This window comes from Mycobacterium genavense ATCC 51234 (genome assembly GCF_000526915.1).
Taxonomy (GTDB): Bacteria; Actinomycetota; Actinomycetes; order Mycobacteriales; family Mycobacteriaceae; genus Mycobacterium; species Mycobacterium genavense.
On record NZ_JAGZ01000005.1, the window covers coordinates 341,681 to 364,040 of the forward strand.

The 22,360-nt window shown below is 66.8% G+C and carries 22 protein-coding genes and 2 pseudogenes; 18 read left to right on the forward strand and 6 right to left on the reverse strand.

Annotation, left to right across the window (positions count from 1 at the left end):
- Positions 1–53: 53 nt before the first annotated feature.
- Both T428_RS0114280 and T428_RS0114285 read left to right on the forward strand, forming a co-directional pair.
- Complete coding sequence (locus T428_RS0114280; RefSeq protein ID WP_025737022.1) at positions 54–917, forward strand: 3-hydroxybutyryl-CoA dehydrogenase; 864 nt, start codon at positions 54–56, stop codon at positions 915–917.
- A gap of 107 nt (positions 918–1,024) precedes the next feature.
- Positions 1,025–1,885 (forward strand): cyclopropane mycolic acid synthase family methyltransferase, encoded by an 861-nt coding sequence (locus tag T428_RS0114285; RefSeq protein ID WP_025737023.1) that lies wholly within the window; start codon positions 1,025–1,027, stop codon positions 1,883–1,885.
- 21 nt (positions 1,886–1,906) lie between these two features.
- On the opposite strand, the pseudogene pcaA reads toward T428_RS0114285, so the two are convergent.
- Together pcaA and T428_RS0114295 are read right to left on the reverse strand one after the other, a co-directional pair.
- Positions 1,907–2,768 (reverse strand): annotated as a pseudogene (gene pcaA / locus T428_RS28120) (cyclopropane mycolic acid synthase PcaA).
- 182 nt (positions 2,769–2,950) lie between these two features.
- On the reverse strand, positions 2,951–3,652 hold the full coding sequence (locus T428_RS0114295) for a TetR/AcrR family transcriptional regulator (protein WP_025737024.1): 702 nt from the start codon (positions 3,650–3,652) through the stop codon (positions 2,951–2,953).
- An 85-nt stretch (positions 3,653–3,737) separates the two neighbouring features.
- Between T428_RS0114295 and T428_RS0114300 the strand changes: the two genes are divergently transcribed.
- The 6 genes from T428_RS0114300 (at position 3,738) to deoC (ending at position 8,002) form a co-directional block, all read left to right on the forward strand.
- Positions 3,738–5,156, forward strand: a complete 1,419-nt coding sequence (locus T428_RS0114300) for a DUF445 domain-containing protein (RefSeq protein ID WP_084298748.1) — start codon at positions 3,738–3,740, stop codon at positions 5,154–5,156.
- An 87-nt stretch (positions 5,157–5,243) separates the two neighbouring features.
- The gene (locus tag T428_RS0114305; protein ID WP_025737026.1) at positions 5,244–5,651 is read left to right on the forward strand and encodes a helix-turn-helix domain-containing protein; all 408 of its coding nucleotides are present in this window, start codon (positions 5,244–5,246) and stop codon (positions 5,649–5,651) included.
- Between the two features lie 322 nt (positions 5,652–5,973).
- The gene (locus T428_RS0114315) at positions 5,974–6,567 is read left to right on the forward strand and encodes a hypothetical protein (RefSeq protein WP_025737027.1); all 594 of its coding nucleotides are present in this window, start codon (positions 5,974–5,976) and stop codon (positions 6,565–6,567) included.
- A gap of 73 nt (positions 6,568–6,640) precedes the next feature.
- Positions 6,641–6,916, forward strand: a complete 276-nt coding sequence (locus T428_RS0114320; protein WP_025737028.1) for a DUF2516 family protein — start codon at positions 6,641–6,643, stop codon at positions 6,914–6,916.
- 4 nt (positions 6,917–6,920) lie between these two features.
- Positions 6,921–7,337, forward strand: a complete 417-nt coding sequence (locus T428_RS0114325) for a DUF2599 domain-containing protein (protein WP_025737029.1) — start codon at positions 6,921–6,923, stop codon at positions 7,335–7,337.
- Entirely contained in the window at positions 7,334–8,002 is a 669-nt protein-coding gene (gene deoC, locus T428_RS0114330) for a deoxyribose-phosphate aldolase (protein WP_025737030.1), read from the forward strand. Before T428_RS0114325 ends, deoC begins: the two co-directional genes overlap by 4 nt.
- Positions 8,003–8,012: 10 nt before the next feature.
- Here the strand turns inward: deoC and T428_RS0114335 are convergent, their stop codons facing one another.
- The 3 genes and pseudogenes from T428_RS0114335 to T428_RS28130 form a co-directional block, all read right to left on the reverse strand.
- A complete protein-coding gene (locus T428_RS0114335) occupies positions 8,013–9,011 on the reverse strand; it encodes an LmeA family phospholipid-binding protein (protein WP_025737031.1) in 999 nt (332 codons plus the stop codon).
- Positions 9,012–9,026: 15 nt separating this feature from the next.
- Positions 9,027–9,851, reverse strand: a complete 825-nt coding sequence (locus T428_RS28125; protein WP_036468007.1) for a carbon-nitrogen hydrolase family protein — start codon at positions 9,849–9,851, stop codon at positions 9,027–9,029.
- An 83-nt stretch (positions 9,852–9,934) separates the two neighbouring features.
- A pseudogene (locus tag T428_RS28130) lies at positions 9,935–10,445 on the reverse strand (DUF2505 domain-containing protein).
- Between the two features lie 26 nt (positions 10,446–10,471).
- Here T428_RS28130 and T428_RS0114350 point away from each other — a divergent pair.
- Complete coding sequence (locus T428_RS0114350) at positions 10,472–11,542, forward strand: UDP-N-acetylmuramate dehydrogenase (RefSeq protein WP_025737032.1); 1,071 nt, start codon at positions 10,472–10,474, stop codon at positions 11,540–11,542.
- Between the two features lie 45 nt (positions 11,543–11,587).
- The gene (locus T428_RS0114355; protein WP_025737033.1) at positions 11,588–12,946 is read left to right on the forward strand and encodes a L,D-transpeptidase; all 1,359 of its coding nucleotides are present in this window, start codon (positions 11,588–11,590) and stop codon (positions 12,944–12,946) included.
- Here the strand turns inward: T428_RS0114355 and T428_RS0114360 are convergent.
- Complete coding sequence (locus T428_RS0114360) at positions 12,930–13,679, reverse strand: SDR family oxidoreductase (protein ID WP_025737034.1); 750 nt, start codon at positions 13,677–13,679, stop codon at positions 12,930–12,932. The genes T428_RS0114355 and T428_RS0114360 overlap by 17 nt on opposite strands.
- A 177-nt stretch (positions 13,680–13,856) precedes the next feature.
- Here T428_RS0114360 and T428_RS0114365 point away from each other — a divergent pair, with 177 nt between their 5' ends.
- From T428_RS0114365 to T428_RS0114400, 8 genes are all read left to right on the forward strand, one after another.
- Positions 13,857–15,164 carry an ROK family protein gene (locus T428_RS0114365; protein WP_025737035.1) on the forward strand — a complete coding sequence of 436 codons (1,308 nt, stop codon included), beginning with the start codon at positions 13,857–13,859 and terminating at the stop codon, positions 15,162–15,164.
- 48 nt (positions 15,165–15,212) lie between these two features.
- Entirely contained in the window at positions 15,213–16,535 is a 1,323-nt protein-coding gene (mshA, locus tag T428_RS0114370; RefSeq protein ID WP_025737036.1) for a D-inositol-3-phosphate glycosyltransferase, read from the forward strand.
- Positions 16,532–17,044, forward strand: coding sequence for a type III secretion system chaperone family protein (locus T428_RS0114375; RefSeq protein ID WP_025737037.1), 513 nt, complete (start codon positions 16,532–16,534; stop codon positions 17,042–17,044). Before mshA ends, T428_RS0114375 begins: the two co-directional genes overlap by 4 nt.
- 110 nt (positions 17,045–17,154) lie before the next feature.
- A complete protein-coding gene (locus T428_RS0114380; protein WP_025737038.1) occupies positions 17,155–17,904 on the forward strand; it encodes a phosphoglyceromutase in 750 nt (249 codons plus the stop codon).
- A gap of 152 nt (positions 17,905–18,056) precedes the next feature.
- Complete coding sequence (locus T428_RS0114385) at positions 18,057–19,286, forward strand: sensor histidine kinase (protein WP_156942958.1); 1,230 nt, start codon at positions 18,057–18,059, stop codon at positions 19,284–19,286.
- Entirely contained in the window at positions 19,283–19,966 is a 684-nt protein-coding gene (gene regX / locus T428_RS0114390) for a two-component sensory transduction protein RegX (RefSeq protein WP_025737041.1), read from the forward strand. The genes T428_RS0114385 and regX overlap by 4 nt, the downstream gene beginning before the upstream one ends.
- Before the next feature lie 303 nt (positions 19,967–20,269).
- On the forward strand, positions 20,270–21,598 hold the full coding sequence (locus T428_RS35455) for a PPE family protein (RefSeq protein ID WP_025737042.1): 1,329 nt from the start codon (positions 20,270–20,272) through the stop codon (positions 21,596–21,598).
- Complete coding sequence (locus T428_RS0114400) at positions 21,598–22,320, forward strand: hypothetical protein (protein ID WP_025737043.1); 723 nt, start codon at positions 21,598–21,600, stop codon at positions 22,318–22,320. The genes T428_RS35455 and T428_RS0114400 overlap by 1 nt, the downstream gene beginning before the upstream one ends.
- The last annotated feature ends 40 nt before the right edge of the window (positions 22,321–22,360 follow it).

Here is a 22,360-nt window from a genome sequence, read left to right on the forward strand (position 1 = left end):
GGCGATCCCGGGGGGGCCTATTGCGGTGTAGACTATACGACTGGAGAAATGCAGTGAGCGACAAAGGGATTCAGCGGGTCGGGGTTGTCGGGGCCGGTCAGATGGGATCGGGAATCGCCGAAGTCTCGATCCGCGCCGGCGTCGCCGTGACGGTTTTCGAAACCACCGAGGCGCTGATCACCGCGGGCCGAAACCGCATCGTGAAATCCCTGGAGCGCGGCGTCAGCGCGGGCAAGGTGACCGAGCGCGAGCGGGACCGTGCCCTGAGCCAACTCACCTTCACCACCGACCTGAACGACCTCGCCGACCGCCAACTGGTGATCGAGGCCATCATCGAGGACGAGGCCGTCAAGGCCGAGGTGTTCGCCAAACTCGACGAAGTGGTCACCGACCCCGACGCGGTGCTGGCGTCGAACACCTCGAGCATCCCGATCATGAAGATCGCGACGGCCACCAAGAACCCCCAGCGGGTGCTCGGGTTGCACTTTTTCAACCCGGTGCCGGTGCTGCCGCTGGTCGAATTGGTCAGCACGCTGGTCACCGGCGAAGCCGCCGCCGCGCGCACCGAGGAGTTTGCCAGCGCGGTGCTGGGCAAGCAGGTGGTGCGGTGCTCCGACCGGTCCGGATTCGTGGTCAACGCCCTGTTGGTGCCCTACCTGCTCTCGGCCGTGCGGATGGTGGAAGCGGGGTTCGCCACTGTCGAGGATGTGGACAAGGCGGTGGTCGCCGGCCTGTCGCACCCGATGGGCCCGCTGCGACTGTCCGACCTGGTCGGGTTGGACACTCTCAAATTGATCGCCGACAAGATGTTCGAGGAATTCAAGGAGCCGCACTACGGGCCGCCGCCGTTGCTGCTGCGGATGGTCGAGGCGGGCATGCTGGGTAAGAAATCGGGTCGAGGTTTCTACACCTACTGAGCTGAAAAGCGAAATTTTCCCTGACGTGCGCTTTGACGTCGTCGGACTGGTATGACCGTGTCGGGTATCATTTCCGCGGTCACCAAGGCGAGAGGGATCTAAATAGCATGACGCAGCTCAGGCCGTATTACGAAGAGTCGCAGTCCATCTACGACGTCTCGGACGAGTTTTTTGCTTTGTTCCTGGACCCGACGATGGGCTACACCTGCGGCTACTTCGAGCGTGACGACATGACGCTGGAAGAGGCGCAGAACGCGAAGTTCGACCTAACCCTGGGCAAGCTGAACCTCGAGCCCGGGATGACGGTGTTCGACATCGGCTGCGGCTGGGGCGGAGCGCTGCAGCGCGCGGTTGAGAAGTTCGACGTCAACGTCATCGGAATCACGCTCAGCCGCAACCAATTCGAGTACAGCAAAAAGAGGCTGGCCAAGGTCCCCACCGAGCGCACCGTCGAGATACGGCTGCAGGGCTGGGAGGAGTTCGAGGATCGGGTCGACCGGATCGTCACGATCGGCGCGGTCGAAGCCTTCAAGTCGGAGCGTTACCCCGCGTTCTTCGATCGTGCATACAACATCCTTCCCGACGACGGCCGAATGTTGCTGCACACAATTTTGGCCTACACCCAGAAGCAGATGCATGAAAACGGCGTCAAATTGACGATGTCCGATATCCGATTCATGAAATTCATCGGCGAGGTGAATTTCCCGGGCGGGCAATTGCCGGCCGTGGAAGACCTGTTGAAGCTCGCGCCGGACGCGGGATTCTCGGTGGAAAACGTGCAATTGCCGCAGCCGCATTACGCGCGCACGCTGAACATGTGGGCCGCCAATCTCGAGGCCAACAAGGACAGGGCGATCGAGATCCAGTCCGAAGAGATCTACGACCGCTACATGCACTACCTCGCGGGTTGCGAGAACTTCTTCCGCAAGGGCATCTGCAACGTGGGGCAATTCACCTGCGTGAAATAGCCCGGAGCACAATCGGCCCGCTTACTTTTCCAGCGTGAACTGGTCGACGTCGGTGTAGCCCTGCCGGAACAGCTTGGCGCAGCCGGTCAGGTACTTCATGTAGCGGTCGTAGACCTTCTGTGACTGCACCTCGATCGCGTTGTCCTTGTTTGCTTCCAGCGCGGCGGCCCACATGTCCAGGGTGCGCGCGTAGTGCAGCTGCAAGGACTGGATCCGGGTGAGCTTGAAGCCGGCGTCGCAGGCGTGCTCTTCCACCAGCGCCGGGGTGGGCAGCCAGCCGCCGGGGAAGATCTCGGCCAGGATGAACTGCGTGAAGTAAACGACTTCGTGGGTCAGCGGCAGGCCCTTGGTCCTGGCTTCCTTGAACGAGGGGCGCACGATGGTGTGCAGCATCATCACCCCGTCGGCCGGCAACACCGAGTACGCCATCTCGAAGAATCGGGCCCAGCGCGCGGCCGAAGTGCTCGAACGCACCGATCGAGACGATCCGGTCCACCGGCTCGTCGAACTTCTCCCAGCCCTCCAGCAGAACCCGCCGGGTGCGGCCGGTGTCCAGCTGATCGAACGACTTCTGGACGTGTTCGGCCTGGTTCTCCGACAGCGTCAGGCCCACGACGTTGACGTCGTATTTCTCGATGACCCGCCGCAGCGTGGCACCCCAACCGCAGCCGATGTCCAGCAGTGTCATCCCGGGTTGCAGGTTCAGCTTGGACAGCGACAGGTCGATCTTGGTGAGCTGCGCTTCTTCCAGCGTCATGTCGTCGCGTTCGAAGTACGCGCAGCTGTAGGTCTGGGAGGGATCCAGAAAGAGCCGGAAGAAGTCGTCAGACAGGTCGTAGTGCGCTTGCACGTTGCCGAATTGCGGCGTGAGCTGCACGGCCATAACGAAAGAAGCCTTTCTGTATCCCGGAGGCGGGGAACGAATTGGGAGGGATGCCCATCGGCCTCCGGTGCATGCCCTTTGCATGCTACGGGTTCGACCGGCGCAGTTCATGCGCGCGGCCGTCACATAGGGTCACACGACACCGGCGCAAACCCCAAAACCAGCCGCACGCCAGCGTGGGTTTAGGCCTCCCGGGGCGGCACGATCGGGGAAGGGTGCGGCTCCTCGCGGAACTTCTCCAGCGACCCGCCCACTTCGACGATTCCGCACAGCGCGTTCCAGCTCAGCATCGTCAGGTAGTCGATCAGCTCGTCTCGGGTCATCCGCGGATTCGACATCCAGGAGTGCGTGGCCAACTGTACACCGCCGACGATCAGGTAGGACCATGGTTCGGCGCCGCCGGTGTCGATTCCGGCCTGCACCATCCGTCGGCGCATCAACACCGCGATCATGCGGGCAATGATCCGTTCGGAATCGGCGATCACCTTGCTTTTACTGGCCGAGCTGTTGGCCATCACGAACCGGTAGGGCTCGGGTTCGTTCGCCACGGTGTCGACGTAGACGCGGATGACCTCGCGGGTCAGGTCGATGCCGTCGAGATTGGACGTCAAAGCGGCGGCCATGTTCGGGATCAGCGTGGTCTGCGCGAACCGCATCATCACCGCGGTCGTCAGGTCGTTCTTGTCGACGAAATAGCGATACAGAACGGTCTTGGAGACCCCGATCTCGGCGGCGATTTCGTCCATGCTCAGGTAGCGGCCGTGCCGGCGGATTGCGTCGATCGTGCCGTCGACCAGCTCGTTGCGGCGCTCCACCTTGTGTTGGTGCCAGCGCCGCTTGCGCCCGTCCGTCTTAACGATTACAGCTGGGATTTGCTCTGTCACAATCGACGATTCCCATTCACTAGACGCCCTCGATAGTACGGCGTGAGGGGTCCGTTTGGCGGGTTGGACGCCCCTGTGCGGGGCTATGGCGGCGGTGTCGCAACACGAACCGGCCCAGGCAATACATGATGGTGGGGTGGTACATAGAGCCGAGGCCCCAGGTTCGGCCGCTTCGCAGCCGGAGCCGAACACGCCGGCGGCCGCGGCGGGCCGAACGCGCACGTCCTTCGCGGAATCCTTCGCTGGAGCCGATCCGGAGGCGGACGCCGCGCGGCGGGTGGCTCTTCGCCGGATGAAATTGGTGGCACTGAGCTTTTTGGTCGGTGCCACCGTGGTGTTCTTGGCATGCCGATGGGCGCAGGCGCACGGCAGCGTGGGCGTCTGGGTCGGCTATGTCGGCGCGGCGGCCGAGGCCGGCATGGTGGGTGCTCTCGCGGACTGGTTCGCCGTCACCGCGTTGTTCAAGCACCCGTTGGGCATACCGATCCCGCACACCGCGATCATCAAGCAGAAAAAGGATCAGCTCGGCGAGGGCCTGGGCACCTTCGTGCGGGAGAATTTCCTGTCGGCGGAAGTGGTCGAGACCAAGCTGCGCGACGCGCAGGTGCCGGGTCGGCTCGGCAAGTGGCTCTCGGAGCGCTCGCACGCCGAGCGGGTGGCCAGCGAGGCCGCCACCGTGCTGCGGGTGATCGTCGAGTTGCTGCGCGACGAAGACGTCCAGCAAGTGATCGACCGGATGATCGTCCGGCGTATCGCCGAGCCCCAGTGGGGCCCGCCGGCCGGACGGGTGCTGGCCACGCTGCTCGCCGAGAATCGGCAGGAAGCCCTGATCCAGTTGCTCGCCGACCGGGCCTTCCAGTGGTCGCTGAACGCCGGCGAGATCATCCAGTGGGTGGTCGAACGCGATTCGCCGACCTGGTCGCCGCGGTTCATCGACCACCTCGTTGGCGACCGGATTCACCGCGAGCTGATGGACTTCACCGACAAGGTGCGCCGCAACCCCGACCACGAGTTGCGCCGCTCGGCGACCCGTTTGCTGTTCGAATTCGCCGACGACCTGCAACATGACGCGGACACCATCGCGCGCGCCGACGCGATCAAAGACCAGCTGATGGCGCGTGACGAGATCGCCAACGCGGCCGCGACGGCTTGGAAGACGCTCAAGCGGTTCGTGCTCGAGGGCGTCGACGATCCCTCGTCCGCGTTACGCACCCGCATCGCCGACAGCGTCGTTCGCATCGGTGAGTCGTTGCGCGACGATGCCGAGCTGCGCGACAAGGTCGACAGCTGGATCGCGCGGGCGGCGCAGCATCTGGTGTCGCAGTACGGCGTCGAGATCACCGCGATCATCACCGACACGATCGAACGCTGGGAAGCCGAGGAGGCGAGTCGCCGGATCGAACTGCACGTGGGTCGTGACCTGCAATTCATCCGGATCAACGGCACCGTGGTGGGGTCGCTGGCCGGGCTGGTCATCTACACGATCGCGCAGCTGGTTTTCTAGCGGTGCTAACTACTGCTTGCAATTGCAAGCACATGTCCGTACGCTCGGTACCTGTCAAGGTCGGCCATCGGACCCAAGGAGCACGCAATGCCACCGGAGGAGACGCTCTCCGCCAAGGTGTCGACCGCGGCGTCCGACATCGGCAGCTTCATCCGCAGCCAGCGTGAACTCGCCCAGGTTTCGGTGCGGCAACTCGCCGAGCTGGCCGGTGTCAGCAATCCCTATCTGAGCCAGGTTGAGCGCGGACTGCGCAAACCTTCTGCCGATGTGCTGAGCCAGATCGCGAAAGCGCTGCGGGTTTCCGCCGAGGTCCTCTATGTGCGGGCCGGGATCCTCGAGCCGAGCGACAAGAGCCAAGTGCGTGACGCGATCATCACCGACACGGCGATCACCGAGCGTCAGAAGCAGATTCTGCTCGACATCTACGCGTCCTTTGTCCAGCAAAACGAACCGATTCGCGAGGAGTGTCCGTCCGAATCCGACAACCACGAGTGAGATAGCCCGGCCAGGCCGACTCAGTTGCGACAACGCCTGAGCACCAGTTGGTGACGCATATCCCAACGGCCGCCGGGTTACCAGAAGCGAAGGATGCGGCGATTCCCACTGATTCCCGCTATTCCGCGGCGCGGCGCAGCGCCGACACCCACTCGATCGTCAATCCGACCCGAACGACCAGGAGGTTTCCCGGCAAGACGCGTGTCATGTCAATCCGCGGGTCTTGACTACTCCTCGCACGAGGAGCCAACGCTTGCCTCGACTTCCACACCAAACGCTTCAACAACCCCGAGAACGACAACCAACCATGAAAGGAAACACCATGGCTGAAAACTCGAACATCGAAGAATTGCGGGCACCGCTGCTGGCGGCCCTGGGCGCGGCAGACCTGGCCCTGGCGACCGTCAACGAGCTCATCAGCAACCTGTGTGACCGCGCCGAGGACACCCGTACCGACACGCGCAGCCGCGTCGAGGAGAGCCGCGCTCGCATCGCCAAGCTCCAGGAGGACCTGCCCGAGCAGTTCACCGAGTTTCGTGAGCGCTTCACCCCCGAAGAACTGCGCAAGGCGGCCGAGGGCTACCTGGACGCCGCGACCAACCGCTACAACGAGCTGGTCGCGCGGGGCGAGGCCGCGTTGCAGCGGCTGCGCAGCCAGCGGCCGTTCGAGGAGACCACCGCGCGTGCCGAAGGTTACGTCGACCAGGCCGTCGAGCTGACCCAGGAAGCGCTGGGCACCGTGGCCACCCAGACCCGCGCGGTCGGCGAGCGTGCGGCCAAGCTGGTCGGCATCGAGCTGCCCAAGAAGGCCGAGTCGGCCGGCGCGGTAGTGGCGAAGAAGGCCCCTGCCAAGAAGGCTCCCGCCAAGAAGGCTCCGGCCAAGAAGGCCTCGGCCAAGAAGGTCACCCAGAAGTAGTTCGGATGCCGAGTTGCCCTTCGGGGCAACTCGGATTCGACGTTTACGACGGCGCCCGCATACCCTTAGTGGCGTGAGCCACCTTGTGGAGACCGTCCTGACGGCCTTGCAGCTCGGCGTCCTGGTGATGTCGGTGTACGCGTTCGTACATGCTGCGATGCAGCGCCCCGACGCCTACACCGCCGCCGACAAGCTGACCAAGCCGGTCTGGCTGGTGATCCTTGCCCTGGCTGCCGTCCTGAGCTGGTTCCTCGGCGTCATGGGCATGGCCGCCGCGGCCTGCGCGGCGGGGGTGTATCTGGTCGACGTGCGGCCCAAACTCCTGGAAATTCAGGGCAAGTCGCGCTGACGCGATGAAGGCCGTGCTGGGCGCGCCCGCCGTGGCGCTCGCGGTGCTGCTGGGCGCGCCGGGCGTCGCGTCGGCCGACCCGGGCACCGCGGCGGTCGACCCCGCGCCGCCGTTCGTCGACCACACCGCATGGACGTCGTGGGGCCTGCGGGTGTTTCCGACGCCGTCCGGGCGGCTGGCGTCCCGACAACCCGGCACCGTGGGCGCGGCGGACGAGGCCTGGGCCGAGGTACTGGCGACGGCGCCCAACGCCGACACCCCCGGCATGCGTGCGCAATTCATCTGCCATTGGCAGCTCGCTGAGATCGCCCAACCCGGCAAGACCAGCTGGAACCTCGAGCCATGGCGGCCCGTCGTCGACGACGCCGAGATGGTCGCTTCCGGCTGCAATCCCGGCGGTCCGGAAGAATCGCCCTCGTGACACTCAGTCGAGCACAGCTGGCGGCGCTCGTCGACCACACCCTGCTCAAACCCGAAGCCTCCGACGCCGACGTGGTCGCGCTGGTGGCCGAAGCCGCGGAACTGGGTGTCTACGCGGTATGCGTCTCCCCGTCGATGGTCCCGGTCGCCGCCGCGGCCGCCGCCGTCCGGGTCGCCACGGTCGCCGGGTTCCCGTCCGGCAAGCATGTGTCCGCGATCAAGGCCGCCGAGGCCGCGGCGGCGGCGGCATCCGGTGCCGGCGAAGTCGACATGGTCATCGACGTCGGTGCCGCGCTGGCCGGCCAGCTGGACGCGGTGCGCGCCGACATCGCAGCGGTGCGCGCCGCGGTACCCGGCGTCGTGCTCAAGGTGATCGTGGAATCGGCTGTGTTGCTACATGACTCGAATCCGCGCAGGCTGACCGACGTGTGCCGGGCCGCCGAGGATGCCGGCGCGGACTTCGTCAAAACCTCGACCGGATTTCACCCCGCGGGCGGGGCGTCGGTGCGGGCCGTGGCGCTGATGGCGCAAACCGTCGGCGGTCGTCTCGGGGTCAAGGCCAGCGGCGGGATTCGCACCGCCGCCGACGCGCTCGCGATGGTGGATGCCGGGGCGACCCGCCTCGGCCTGTCCGGGACCCGGGCGGTCCTCGACGGGCTCGGTTGAATACCGGCGGCTAGATGTTGGCGAAGCAGGAGTCGTAGTTTTCGCCCGCCGGAATGGTGGCGTTCTGGGACGAGAAGTGGCTCGTCACGCCGGTCGGTGTCACCTGGACGCTGTCCGCGTGAATACCCAGCGGGTAGTCGGCGGTCAGTTTCGCGGTGTAGGCGTCCAGCGTCGACTGGACGCTTTCGCGCGGCATGGTGAAGCCGAGTGCGTTGAAGCTTTGAATCTGTAGCTGAATTCCCTTGCCGGACACCACCGGCTTGGTGGTGATGTTGTCCAGCATCCCCTTCAGCTCGATGGTGCCGTCGGCCGGATGGGTGGTCACGCTGTTGGTGACGAACGGGCCCAGCACCGGTATCGCGTTCTGCACCGAGTCCTTGATGCCGTCACTGGTCCAGGTGATGGTGGCGTCGAGCGATCCGATGGTGCCCTTGGACGACGACGTCCGGTCCAGCTTGACGTCTTTGATGCCGATCTCGATCTTCATGCCCTTGGCATCGCGGATCTGGTTGCCCGCCGTCGACACCGAGATGTTGGTGAAATGCTGCGTCGCCAGCTGCCACAGCAGCAGCGGCGCCACCCCGAACGACGCCGTGGCCTGATCCTGAAGCTCGCATGCCACCGCCTCGGCGACCTTGGTGTCGGCCACGTGCCGGGCGTACAGCTCGCCGCCGATCAGCCCCGCGATGAGCAGCGAAACCACGATGACGCAGATCAGCACGATGGACAGCGGGTCGCGGAACCTCTTCTTCTTCGCCGGTGCCGGCCCCGGACCGCCGGGGGCGGTGATCCGCTCGGTGGGAGGCGTGGGCGGCGGCGCGTAGCCGGCCTGCTGGGTGTTTGCCCCGGCCGGGTATTCGTGCTGAGCGGCGTTCGGGTGCGGACCCGGGTCGGCGGGACGCAGCCGCTCGGTTGGGCGCTCAGTGGGGGGTGGGCCGAACGGACCTTGGTCCCCGCCACGAGCCCACGATGACGGGCCCTCGTTCGGTGATCCTGGTGGGTTCGTCACCCAACCGATTCTGCCCTAATCGCTACGAGCAAAGTCGGACTGGTTGCGGAGCACCGCGATGCTGTCGCGGGCCTTCGCGACCTTGTCGACGTCGATGTCGGCGATCACCAATTGCGGGTCGGCGCCGGCCGAAGCGACCACCTCGCCCAGCGGCGAGGCCACCAGGCTGCCGCCGACGCCCGTCGGCGCGCCCGCGGCGGACCCCGAGCCGGCACGTGTGTCACCGGGATCGGCCTGGCCTGCCGCGGCGACGTAGCTCATCGAGTCCAGCGCCCGGGCGCGGGCCAGCAGCGTCCACTGCTCGAGCTTTCCCGGGCCCGAACCCCACGACGCGCAGACGGCGATCAGCTGGGCGCCGCGTCGGGCCAGCTCGGTGTAGAGCTCCGGGAAGCGGATGTCGTAGCAAACGGTCAGCCCCACGCCGACGCCGTCGACGGTGATCACCACCGGTTCCCGGCCGGGCGCGACGGTGTGCGACTCGGTAAAGCCGAACGCGTCGTAGAGATGGATCTTGTCGTAGTGCGCATCGGGCTGGTTGGGGGTGCCGGGCCCGGCCGCGATCAGCGTGTTGGTCACGCGCCCGTCGCCGGCCGGCGTGAACATGCCGGCGATCACCGTGACGCCGGCGTCGGCCGCGATGGAACGGACGTCGTTGGCCCACGGGCCGTCGACGGGCTCGGCGATCGGCGACAGCGGGAGGCCGAACCGGCACATCGTCGCTTCGGGGAACACCACCAGCGCCGCGCCGGCGTCGGCGGCCCGAGCGGTGTAGTCACGCACCTGCTGCAGATTCGCCGCCGGATCGCTGCCGCTGAGCAGTTGCGCCAACGCGATTCGCATGGCCGCCAGTTTAGGCCGGGCGACGATGCGCTCCGGCTTGCGGAGCGCTGTGGAGGCCGGCGATTCAGCTTAGGCCGGGCGATTCACGCGTTGTTGGTGATCCAGTCGGTGGTGAAGCGTTGTTCCCGGCTCACCAGTTCGGTCAGGTGCGTGCCGATGATCTTCTCCACTTTGCCGCCGATCAGCGGAATCCGTACGTGGATGCTGACCCGGAACGTCAGCCGGGCGCCGCCGCGGTCGATGGGCGTCAACTCGGCGGTGCCCGCCACGTGCACCGGGGTGTCCACGATCGAGCCCTTGATCGACGCCGTCGACGACCGGCCGCCACGACTCTTCGCGCCGGAAGTACAGATCGCCCCGGTGCAACTGGGTCACCATCGCCGGCAGGTTGTGACTGTGCACTTCCTGCAGCGTCATCACCTCGATGGTGCCGTCGTCGCCGGATTCCCCACCGACGCGGATCGACTCCAGCCGCGCCTCGTCGACCGGAATGTCGGCCAGCCGGGCTCGCCAGTAGTCGGCCTCGGCGAACGCGCGGTGCAGCTCTTCGGCGCTGTCCTCGTAATCTGCGGACAAGTCAAATGAGCGGGGCATAGCAGGTCAGGCTACCGTTACGGGCCGTGACCGGATTGCCGTACGCGGGTGCGCGCGTCGCCGAGGCGGCGCCGTTGGCGCCGCTGACCACGCTGCGGGTCGGACCGGTCGCCCAACGCCTGATCACCTGCGCCAGCACCGAACAGGTCGTCGCCGTGCTGGGCGAGCTGGACGCGGTCGGCGGCGGACCGGTGCTGGTGTTTGCCGGCGGCTCCAATTTGGTGATCGCCGACGACCTGAGCGACCTGACCGCGGTGCGGTTGGCCGCCAGCGGTATCACCGTCGAGGGCAACCTGCTGCGCGCCGAGGCCGGCGCGGTGTGGGACGACGTCGTCGTCGCGGCCATCGAGCACGGGCTGGGCGGGCTGGAATGCCTGTCCGGCATTCCCGGCTCGGCCGGGGCCACACCGGTACAAAACGTCGGCGCGTACGGCGCGGAGGTGTCTGACACGATCACCCGGGTGCGGGTGCTGGATCGTGCCAGCGGTGCGGTGCGCTGGATCCCCAACGACCAGCTGGGCTTCGGGTATCGCAGCAGCAGGTTCAAGCGCGATCAGCAGGTCCCCGCCGTCGTGCTGGAAGTGGAGTTCGCACTGGATGATTCGGGACGCAGCGCGCCCCTGCGCTACGGCGAGCTCACCGCGGCACTGAACGCGGCCAGCGGCGAGCGGGCCGACCCGCGCGTGGTTCGCGAGGCGGTGCTGGCGCTGCGCGCCCGCAAGGGCATGGTGCTCGACGCGGCCGACCACGACACCTGGAGTGTGGGGTCGTTCTTCACCAATCCCGTTGTGACGCCGCAGGTTTACGAATCGCTGGCCGCGCGCACCGACGGTCCGGTGCCCAACTACCCGGCGCCCGACGGCGTCAAGCTGGCCGCCGGCTGGCTGGTCGAGCACGCGGGCTTCGGCAAGGGCTATCCCGACGACCCCGCCGCCCCCTGCCGGTTGTCCACCAAGCACGCGCTTGCTCTGACCAACCGGGGCAACGCGACGGCCGCGGACGTGATGGCGTTGGCGCGCACCGTTCGCGACGGCGTCCGCGACGTGTTTGGCATCACACTGGAACCAGAGCCGGTGCTGCTCGGCTGCCGGTTGTAGCGGTGGATTCGGTGTGGCGGCAGGCTTTCGCGACTCCGCGTAGCGATGGTGGCGTCGGCAGTGCCGGTATCTTTTAAAGTCGTGAGCACCTCCCCCGACCAGCCGCCGATCAATCGGCGATTGGCGTTGGCGGCCCTCGGGCTGGGTGTGTTCGCGCCGAGCGTGTTGGCCGCCTGCAGCAGCCCCGCGGCCAAGCAAGCGCAGCAGAACAAAGAGCAGGCGGCGCCGAGTCTGAAATACCAGCCCGCCGACGCGGCCGCCGACGTGGTTCCCATTGCGCCGGTCAGCGTGACGGTCAGCGACGGCTGGTTTCAGAAGGTGGCGTTGACGAATTCGGCGGGCAAGGTCGTCAACGGGGCGTTCAATTCCGACCGCACCGTCTACACCACGACCGAGCCGCTGGGCTACGACACGAGTTATAGCTGGAGCGGGTCGGTGGTCGGCCACGACGGCAAGACCGTCCCCCTCACCGGCAAATTCACCACCGTCGCGCCGACCAAGAAAATCGACGGCGGCTTCCAGCTGGCCGACGGCCAGACTGTCGGCGTCGCGGCGCCGATCATCATCCAGTTCGACGCGCCGATAAGCGACAAGGCCACCGTCGAGAAGGCGCTGACCGTCACCACCGACCCGCCCGTCGAGGGCAGCTGGGCGTGGTTACCCGACGAGCAGCAGGGCGCCCGCATCCACTACCGCCCGCGCGAGTACTACCCGGCGGGCACCACCGTCAACGTCGACGCCAAGTTCTACGGGCTGCCGTTCGGCGACGGCGCCTACGGCCTGCAGGACATGTCGTTGAAGATCCAGATCGGCCGCAAGCAGGTCGTCAAGGCCGAGGTGTCGTCGCACCGCATCCAGGTCGTCACCGACGCCGGCGTGATCATGGATTTCCCGTGCAGCTACGGCGAGGCCGACAAGGCGCGCAACGTGACCCGCAACGGCATCCACGTCGTCACCGAGAAGTACGCCGACTTCTACATGTCCAACCCCGCGGCCGGATACAGCCACGTGCACGAACGCTGGGCCGTGCGGATCTCCAACAACGGCGAGTTCATCCACGCCAACCCGATGAGCGCCGGCGCGCAGGGCAACACCAACGTCACCAACGGCTGCATCAACCTGTCCACCGAGGACGCCGCGCAGTACTACCAGACCGCGATGTATGGCGACCCGGTCGAGGTGACCGGCAGTTCGATCCAGCTGTCCTACTCCGACGGCGACATCTGGGACTGGGCCGTCGACTGGGACACCTGGGTGGCCATGTCGGCGCTGCCGCCGCCCAACGCGCACCCGCCGGCCAGCCAGATCCCCGTCACCGCGCCGGTGACCCCGTCGACCGCGCCGAGTTTGTCGGGCACACTGACCACCACGACCAGTTCGGGGTCGCCTACCCCCGGCGGTTGAACCGCATCGTGTTGGCCTGGTCGCGCGGCTTGAGGACGATCAGGTCCAGGTCGACGTGCGGCGGGCGCGACGCCACGAACCCGATCACCTCGGCCACGTCGGCCGCTGTCAGCGGCGTGATGCCGGCATAGACCGCATCCGCGCGCTTTTGATCGCCGTCGAAGCGGACCAGTGAAAACTCGGTTTCGACTGCGCCAGGGGCGATTTCGGTGAGCCGTACCGGTTTGCCGAGTAGTTCCCCGCGCAGTGTGCGGTGCAGCGCGCCCTGGGCGTGCTTGGCCGCGGTGTAGCCGGCGCCGTTGTCGTACACCTCGAGCGCGGCCACCGACGTGACGGTGACGATCAGGCCGTCGCCGGAGTCGATCAGCTTGGGCAGCAGCGCGCGGGTGACCCGCAGCGTGCCCAGCACGTTGGTCTCCCACATCCACCGCCAGTGCTCGAGGTCGGTGTCGACGACGGGTGCCAATCCGCGGGCGCCCCCGGCGTTATTGACCAGCACATCGACCCGGCTCACATTGCCCGCGAGGGCCTGCACCGCCGCGTCGTCTGTGACGTCAGCCACAATCGCGGTGCCGCCTATTTCTTCGGCGAGGGCTGTTATCCGGTCCACGCGTCGCGCCACTGCGACGACGTGAAAGCCAAGGGCAGCAAGGATTTTGGCAGTTGCTTCGCCGATCCCGGAGCTGGCACCGGTAACCACCGCGACCCGTCGATCCGCGTTATTCGAACTCACCGAGCCAACTCTAATAAACGTGCTAAATTCCTGGGGTGCACCACAGCGCCCTGTTCAACAACACTGCCGCGTGTCTTTGCGCGGCATGTGCGTGTTGTTGCCGCGCACTTTGCCGCGCCTGAACCCAAAAACAGGTTGTGGCCAAGACGGCCATCGGAACTCGGACAAAGGACGCTCGTGCGCTCGACTTCTCTCACCCACACCCATCATTCGCCCAGCCGTAAGGGCCACCTGCGGCTGCACCGCCAGATCCTGCCGCCGTCGCTGCACATCTCCGACTCCGCCGCGGCCTCGGTATTCCGGGCGGTCCGGTTGCGCGGCCCGGTCGGCCGCGACGTCATCGCCGGGGTCACCTCGTTGAGCATCGCGACGGTGAACCGCCAAGTCATTGCCCTGCTCGACGCGGGCCTGCTGCAGGAGCGCGCCGACCTGGCCGTTTCGGGAGCCATCGGACGCCCCCGGGTGCCGGTGGAGATCAACCACGAACCGTTCGTGGCGCTGGGCATTCACATCGGTGCGCGGACCACCAGCATCGTGGCCACCGACCTGTTCGGCCGCACGCTGGACACCGTCGAAACACCGACGCCGCTGAGTCCCCCGGGGGCGGCGCTGACCTCGCTGGCCGACAGCGCCTCCCGATACCTGCGGCGCTGGCATCGTCGGCGGCCGCTCTGGGTCGGGGTGGCCATCGGTGGCACCGTCGACGGCGCCACCGGCCACGTCGACCACCCGCGGTTGGGTTGGCGGTCGGCGCCGGTGGGGCCGGTGCTGGCCGACGCGCTGAGCCTGCCGGTGTCGGTGGCTTCCCACGTCGACGCGATGGCCGGAGCCGAGCTGCTGCTGGGTATGCGGCGGTTCGCGCCGAGCTCGCCGACCAGCCTGTACGTCTACGCCCGCGAGACCGTGGGCTACGCGCTGGTGATCGGCGGACGGGTGCACTGCCCGTCCAGCGGGCCCGGCACCATCGCGGGTCTGCCGGCCCACTCCGAGCTGCTCGGCGGCACCGGCCACCTCGAATCCACGGTCAGCGACGAGGCCGTGCTGGCCGTGGCTCGGCGGCTGCGGATCCTGCCGGCGGCCCCGCCGGGTCGTCCCAACGGCTCCACCGCCGGCATCACCGATCTGGTGCGGTTGGCTCGCGCCGGCAACCAGCAGGCCAGGAAGCTGCTCGGGGAGCGTGCCCGGGTCCTGGGCGAGGCGGTCGCGCTGCTGCGTGACCTGCTCAACCCCGACGAGCTGGTGGTCGGCGGCCAGGCTTTCACCGAGTATCCCGAGGCGATGGAGCAGGTGGAGATGGCATTCGCCGAGCGTTCGGTGCTGGCGCCGCGCGACATCCGCGTCACCGCCTTCGGCAACCGGGTGCAGGAGGCCGGGGCGGGCACCGTGTCGCTGGGCGGCCTGTACGCCGACCCGCTGGGCGCGATGCGCCGCGCCGGGGTGATCGGCTCAAGGATCCCCGAGGTCGTCGACGAGTCTTCCGCCTAACGCGAACGGCTTGGGTCGGCCGCCGGACCGTGCTGTAAAGATGACAGTGTGCGGCACGACGACGTCCTCCAGCTGAATGATCCGCGCCGGGTCGCGCTATTGGCGGTACACACCTCACCCTTGGCCCAACCGGGTACTGGCGATGCCGGCGGGATGAACGTGTACGTGCTGCAAAGTGCGTTGCATCTGGCCCGGCGGGGCATCGAGGTGGAGATCTTCACCCGGGCCACCGCGTCGGCCGATCCGCCGGTCGTCGAGGTCGAACCCGGGGTGCTGGTGCGCAACGTGGTGGCGGGTCCGTTCGAGGGCCTGGACAAATACGACCTGCCCACCCAGCTGTGCGCGTTCGCGGCCGGGGTGCTGCGCGCCGAGGCCTCGCACGAGCCCGGCTATTACGACATCGTGCACTCGCACTACTGGTTGTCCGGGCAGGTCGGCTGGCTGGCCCGCGACCGGTGGGCGGTGCCGCTGGTGCACACCGCGCACACCCTTGCCGCAGTCAAGAACGCGGCGCTGGCCAACGGCGACGCGCCCGAGCCGCCGCTGCGCACGGTGGGGGAGCAGCAGGTCGTCGACGAGGCGGACCGGCTGATCGTCAATACCGATGACGAAGCGCGGCAATTGATTTCGATCCACCACGCCGATTCGGAGCGGATTGACGTCGTGCACCCCGGCGTCGACCTGGACGTGTTCCATCCCGGTGACCGCCAAGCGGCCCGGGCCGCGCTGGGCTTTGCGCTCGACGAGCAAATCGTGGCGTTCGTCGGACGAATCCAGCCGCTGAAGGCGCCCGACATCGTGTTGCGGGCGGCGGCGAAACTGCCGGGGGTGCGCATCGTGGTGGCCGGCGGGCCGTCGGGCAGCGGACTGGCCAGCCCGGACGGGTTGGTCCGTCTCGCCGACGAACTCGGGATCAGCGATCGGGTGACCTTTCTGCCGCCGCAGTCGCGGGAGAATCTGGCCACCCTGTTCCAGGCCGCGAATCTTGTTGCGGTGCCCAGCTATTCGGAGTCGTTCGGCTTGGTGGCCGTCGAGGCGCAGGCCTGCGGCACACCGGTGGTGGCGGCCGCGGTCGGCGGGCTGCCGGTGGCGGTGCGCGACGGGGTTACCGGCTCGTTGGTGTCCGGGCATGACGTCGGAGACTGGGCCGACGCGCTGGGCGAGCTGCTGCGACTGGACAACACCGCGTTGAGCGTCGCCGCGGCCGCGCATGCGGCGACCTTCTCTTGGGAGAACACCACCGACGCGTTGTTGGCCAGCTATCGACGGGCCATCGGCGGGTTCGCTGCCGCACGGCAGCCCCGGGTTCGCGACCGGGTGGCCGCGCGCAAACCGCGTCGCTGGACACCGCGTCGCGGGGTGGGCGCATGACAGCGTCGGTGCAGCAGGTGATCGAGCGTGCGCTCGATGCCAGCGAGCTGACGTACTCCAAACACGAAGGCGCGCATGGTGGTTTGGCGGGAATCGTCGTCGAGTTGCCCGGTGAGCGCAAGCTGAAGACCAACACCATCCTGAGCATCGGCGAGCACTCGGTACGCGTCGAGGCGTTCGTGTGCCGCAAACCCGACGAGAACCACGAGGGCGTCCACCGGTTCCTGCTCAAGCGCAACCGCCGGCTCTACGGAGTCGCCTACACGCTGGACAAAGTCGGCGACATCTATCTGGTCGGCCGGATGTCACTGGCGTCGGTCGACGCCGAGGAAATCGACCGGGTACTCGGGCAGGTACTCGAAGCGGTGGATTCGGACTTTAATACGTTGCTGGAGTTGGGTTTTCGCTCGTCGATCCAGAAGGAATGGGATTGGCGGGTGTCGCGCGGCGAGTCGCTGAAGAATCTGGAGGCGTTCGCCCACCTGATCGACGACGACGATGACTACTAGCCCCGTTTCCTGACTCCCGCGAGCGTAAGCCGGCTGCGATTCTGGGTTCCGGATTTCGCAGTGGCCTTACGCTCGGCGAGCTTCGGACAGTGCGTGAGAGACTGACCGGCATGGGTGACACTGCGACGCTGGTACTGCTTCGCCACGGCGAAAGCGAATGGAACTCGCTGAACCTTTTCACGGGCTGGGTCGACGTCGGCCTGACCGAAAAGGGCCGCGCCGAAGCGGTTCGCAGCGGCGAACTGCTGACCGAGCACAACCTGCTGCCCGACATCCTCTACACCTCGCTGCTGCGCCGCGCGATCACCACGGCGCATCTGGCCTTGGACAGCGCCGACCGGCTGTGGATCCCGGTGCGGCGCAGCTGGCGGCTCAACGAACGCCACTACGGCGCGCTGCAAGGCCTGGACAAGGCCGAAACCAAGGCCCGCTACGGCGACGAGCAGTTCATGGCCTGGCGGCGCAGCTACGACACCCCGCCGCCGCCGATCGAGAAGGGCAGCAAGTTCAGCCAGGACGCCGACCCGCGCTACGCCGACATCGGCGGCGGCCCGCTCACCGAGTGCCTGGCCGACGTCGTGGTGCGCTTCCTGCCGTACTTCACCGACGTGATCGTCCCGGATTTGCGGTTCGGCAAGACGGTGCTGATCGTCGCCCACGGCAACTCGCTGCGTGCCCTGGTCAAGCATCTGGACCGGATATCCGACGAGGAGATCTCGGAGCTGAACATTCCGACCGGCATTCCGCTGCGCTACGACCTGGACGCCGACCTGCGTCCGGTGGTGCCCGGCGGCACCTATCTGGACCCCGAGGCGGCGGCCGCCGGCGCCGCGGCTGTAGCCAGCCAGGGCGCCCGGTAGTCTGTCGCGCAGCGCCGGTCTTGAGCGCTGATAGCCCGCTGACCAAATTTCGCATGAACGACAGCCGAACTCCTGTGGCGGAAGTTGTGACTTGTCCGATTTTGGCCTCGTTCCGCTAGGGCTGCGTTCATCAGATTTGTACGATTTTGTTCGTGACTGTGTTCTCGGCGCTGTTGCTGGCCGGGGTCTTGTCCTTGCTGGCGCTGGCCGTCGGAGTGGCGGTCGGCACTCGGTTGTCGGCACGGGTGGTGCGACGACGCCAGCGAGTGGCCACCGAATCGACCGGCATCACCGTCGCGCAGATGCTGCAACAGATCGTTACCCTGATGCCGCTGGGCGCGGCCGTTGTCGATTCGCATCGCGACGTCGTCTACCTCAACGAGCGTGCCAAGGAATTGGGCCTGGTGCGCGATCGGCAGCTCGACGACCAAGCCTGGCAGGCCGCGCAGCAGGCGCTGGGCGGCGAGGTCGTCGAATTCGACCTGCAGCCCGGCAAGCGCGCGGCCGCGGGGCGCTCCGGGATATCGGTGCATGGGCAGGCCGCCCTGCTGAGCGAGGAAGACCGCCGGTTTGCCGTCGTTTTCGTTCACGACCAGTCCGACCATGCGCGCATGGAAGCCACCCGCCGCGACTTCGTGGCCAACGTCAGCCACGAGCTCAAGACCCCGGTCGGCGCCATGGCGCTGCTGGCCGAGGCTCTGCTCGCGTCGGCCGACGATTCGGAAACCGTGCGCCGGTTCGCCGAGAAAGTCCTCATCGAGGCCAACCGGCTGGGCGACATGGTCGCCGAGCTCATCGAACTGTCCCGGCTGCAGGGCGCCGAGCGGCTGCCGAACGTCGTCGCTGTCGAGGTCGATACCGTTGTGGCCGAAGCGATTTCGCGTCACAAAGTGGCCGCCGACAACGCCAAGATCGAGGTTCGCACCGACGCGCCCACGGGTTTGCGGGTGCTGGGGGATCAAACACTGCTGGTGACCGCGTTGGCCAATCTGGTCTCCAATGCGATCGCCTACTCGTCGCCGGGGTCACCGGTGTCGATCAGCCGTCGCCGTCGCGGCGAGAACATCGAGATCGCGGTCACCGATCGCGGGATCGGGATTGCGCTCGAAGACCAGGAACGGGTCTTCGAGCGGTTTTTCCGGGGGGACAAGGCGCGTTCGCGAGCCACCGGCGGCAGCGGGCTGGGGCTGGCGATCGTGAAACACGTTGCGGCCAATCACAACGGCAGCATCGGGGTGTGGAGCAAGCCGGGAACCGGTTCCACGTTCACATTGTCCATCCCGGCCTATCAGGACACCGATAGAGACGAAGAAACCGAGCAATCGCGGGCTCGCGAGGTGCGGCCCACCAGATCCCAACGAGAGGAAGAACTAAGTCGATGACCAGTGTGCTGATCGTGGAGGACGAGGAGTCGCTTGCCGATCCGCTGGCCTTCCTGCTTCGCAAGGAAGGCTTCGAAGCCACCGTGGTAACCGATGGGTCAGCGGCGCTGGCCGAGTTCGACCGTGCCGGCGCCGATATCGTGCTGCTCGATCTGATGCTGCCGGGCATGTCCGGCACCGACGTGTGCAAGCAGCTGCGCGCTCGCTCCAGCGTGCCCGTGATCATGGTGACGGCCCGGGACAGCGAGATCGACAAGGTGGTCGGCCTGGAGCTCGGTGCCGACGACTATGTGACCAAACCGTATTCGGCGCGTGAGTTGATTGCCCGGATCCGGGCCGTGCTTCGCCGGGGCGGCGACGACGACTCCGAGATCAGCGACGGTGTATTGGAGTCCGGCCCGGTGCGGATGGACGTCGAGCGCCATGTCGTGTCGGTCAACGGGGACACAATCACGTTGCCGCTCAAGGAGTTTGACCTACTCGAGTACCTGATGCGCAACAGCGGACGGGTGCTGACCCGCGGGCAGTTGATCGATCGGGTGTGGGGCGCGGACTACGTGGGCGACACCAAGACGCTCGACGTCCACGTCAAACGCCTACGGTCCAAGATCGAAGCCGACCCGGCCAACCCGGTGCATCTGGTCACGGTTCGTGGGTTGGGTTACAAATTCGAGGGCTAGCTCGCTGGGCCTGCTTTGTTGCCGCTCAACCGTTTTGGTTGCGCGCACCTGCTCGTCGAGTGTTGAGGTCCAGTGTGCGCGGGCTTGGGTCCGGTGGCCGGCTTTGATGGCGAGGCTCAAAAATGTTGCGGCACTGGGCTTTAGCCTAACTCACCGCCTACCGTCAACGTGATCCACAACACATTTAGGGTTAGTGACTTTCGCGTGGCGCTGAGGTTAGTGTTCAAGCAAACCCGCTAAACACTCCTGGGCAGACATGTGTCGAATAGGCGCGCAGCCGCTGCTCGGGAAGGGATCGCGGTCATGGACTTTGCATTACTGCCCCCGGAAATCAATTTCGCGCCGATGTATGCCGGCCCGGGATCTGGCCCGATGCTGTCCGCCGCGGCCGGTTGGGATTCGGTGGCCGCCGAGTTGGAGGTGGCGGCGAGCGGGTGCTTTTCGGAGATCGCGGCGTTGACGGGTCGGTGGGCGGGCCCGTCGTCGCTTCGGATGGCCGAGGCGGGGACGCGATATGCGGCGTGGCTGCAAGCCTCTGCCGCTCAGGCGGCAAGGTCCGCCGCGCAGGCGTATGCGGCAGCGGCGTCCTACGAGGCGGCGCACGCGATGACGGTGCCGCCGTGGCTCGTCGAGGCCAACCGGGCGCGGTTGATGGCGTTGGTCGCGATGAACTTTCTGGGCCAGAACACTCCGGCGATCGCGGCCACCGAAGCCGAATACGCGGCGATGTGGGTGCAAGATGCCACCGCGATGTATGCCTACGCCGCGGAATCGGTGACCGCGAGCACCCTGACCTCATTCGAGGAACCACCCCAAACCACCAACCCGAGTAGGCAGGCCGATCAGGCCCGCGCGCTGGCCCAAACCGCCGACGAAAACGCCGGCGCCCGAACCCAATCCATCGTCCAGCTGGCCCAAACCCAGGCGAACGTCGGTCCCGGTATGCACCCCGCGCTCGATGGCTCCACAATCTACGGCCCAGGCACCTACACGATTGGCGACGGCACCCTCACAGTCGGCACCGACGGCAGCCTCACCGTCCAGCCGGGCGTAAGCTTCAGTTTGGTCAACGGAGGCTCCCTGACCATCGGATCGGGTAGCCACGCCCTCTTCGAGTCGGGTAGTCACGTCGTCGTCGACGGCGCGGGCGCGAGCCTTACCGTCGGATCCAACAGCAGCCTCACCGTCGGGGTCGACGGCACCCTGGCGGCCACCGGGCCCGGGGCTACCGTCACGATCCAGAGCAGCACCGTGATCGCGCAGAGCGGAGGCTTGATCACACAGCAGGGTGGAACCATCGCCGTCCAGGGCAGCACCGTCACCATCAACTCCGGCACCATCACCACCACCGGGGCCGATGGTCTCGTCTCGACCGCACCCGCGGGCGGTCTGGTCAGCTACGGCACCGGCGAGGTCCATATCGAAAGCAGCATCGTGACGCTCAACGGAGGCGGTCAGCTGGGTGTACGCCAAGGCGGCGGAGAGCTCACCATCCAGAGCAGCACCGTATCGGTCGGACCGAGGGCGCCGTCCCCGCCGACGGACAGGTCGCTCTTGTCGGAACGGACGGACCGGGCCCGAGCCTTACCATCGGCGCGCACAGCACCGTCAACGTCGACTCCGGAACCTTGATGGCACAGTCGGGTACGACCATCAACGTCGACGGCAGCACCGTCAACATCGACGCGGGCGCCAGCCAGGTTGTCATCGACCCGCCCGCTCAGCCGGCCATCGGCCCGGACGGCATGCCGATCCTGGACGCTAGCGGCAACCCAGTGATGATCGACCCTCCCGCCCAGACGTTCATAACCTTCAACGGCGGACTGGGCGACGTTCCTGAGCTAAACCAGCCATTTGCCGGAGGTGCCGACCTCGCGATCCACAACAGCGTCATCACCATCGGCGATTCCGGTCATCTGGGCGGGGGACTTGCAGACGGCGGTGCGATCACCATTGACGGCAGCGTCGTGACTGTCGGCCCGGGCGGCGAGCTGACCGCTCAGAACAACGTGCTCGTGAGCATCAACGGAGGCGTCCTCAACAGAGTCGACGGGGTCAACGGCAATCTCAACCAGCCGGTCACCATCGGCGCTCTCGGTGGCGATGCCGTGGGATCCCCCAGCGTGCCCGCCGACGCGAGCACCGTTAGCAGCGTGGCCAGCGCCAGCAGCGCCACGGCGAGCACCAGCAGTAGCGCGTCGGCGTCGTCGGCATCCTCGGCGGCAAACCTGTTGGCTACCCCGCACTTCGAGTGGGAAGTCCCCAGCGAACCGATTGAAAATCATGTGCCGGCTACCCCGACCCAAACGCATGTTCCGGACGACCGCGTGTGGACCCTAATCATAAAGAGGTGACGGCCACAAGCCCCTGGCTTGTATGAGTCCCGCTGGCCGG

What these genes read in the sequence shown, in the direction of transcription:
- T428_RS0114285 (WP_025737023.1), top strand. Translation starts at nt 1,025, where the DNA reads ATGACGCAGCTCAGGCCGTATTACGAAGAGTCGCAGTCCATCTACGAC.
- T428_RS0114300 (WP_084298748.1), top strand. Translation starts at nt 3,738, where the DNA reads ATGGCGGCGGTGTCGCAACACGAACCGGCCCAGGCAATACATGATGGT.
- T428_RS0114305 (WP_025737026.1), top strand. Translation starts at nt 5,244, where the DNA reads ATGCCACCGGAGGAGACGCTCTCCGCCAAGGTGTCGACCGCGGCGTCC.
- T428_RS0114315 (WP_025737027.1), top strand. Translation starts at nt 5,974, where the DNA reads ATGGCTGAAAACTCGAACATCGAAGAATTGCGGGCACCGCTGCTGGCG.
- T428_RS0114325 (WP_025737029.1), top strand. Translation starts at nt 6,921, where the DNA reads ATGAAGGCCGTGCTGGGCGCGCCCGCCGTGGCGCTCGCGGTGCTGCTG.
- T428_RS28125 (WP_036468007.1), bottom strand. Translation starts at nt 9,851, where the DNA reads ATGCGAATCGCGTTGGCGCAACTGCTCAGCGGCAGCGATCCGGCGGCG.
- T428_RS0114355 (WP_025737033.1), top strand. Translation starts at nt 11,588, where the DNA reads ATGGTGGCGTCGGCAGTGCCGGTATCTTTTAAAGTCGTGAGCACCTCC.
- T428_RS0114375 (WP_025737037.1), top strand. Translation starts at nt 16,532, where the DNA reads ATGACAGCGTCGGTGCAGCAGGTGATCGAGCGTGCGCTCGATGCCAGC.
- T428_RS0114380 (WP_025737038.1), top strand. Translation starts at nt 17,155, where the DNA reads ATGGGTGACACTGCGACGCTGGTACTGCTTCGCCACGGCGAAAGCGAA.
- regX (WP_025737041.1), top strand. Translation starts at nt 19,283, where the DNA reads ATGACCAGTGTGCTGATCGTGGAGGACGAGGAGTCGCTTGCCGATCCG.
- T428_RS35455 (WP_025737042.1), top strand. Translation starts at nt 20,270, where the DNA reads ATGGACTTTGCATTACTGCCCCCGGAAATCAATTTCGCGCCGATGTAT.
- T428_RS0114400 (WP_025737043.1), top strand. Translation starts at nt 21,598, where the DNA reads ATGGCACAGTCGGGTACGACCATCAACGTCGACGGCAGCACCGTCAAC.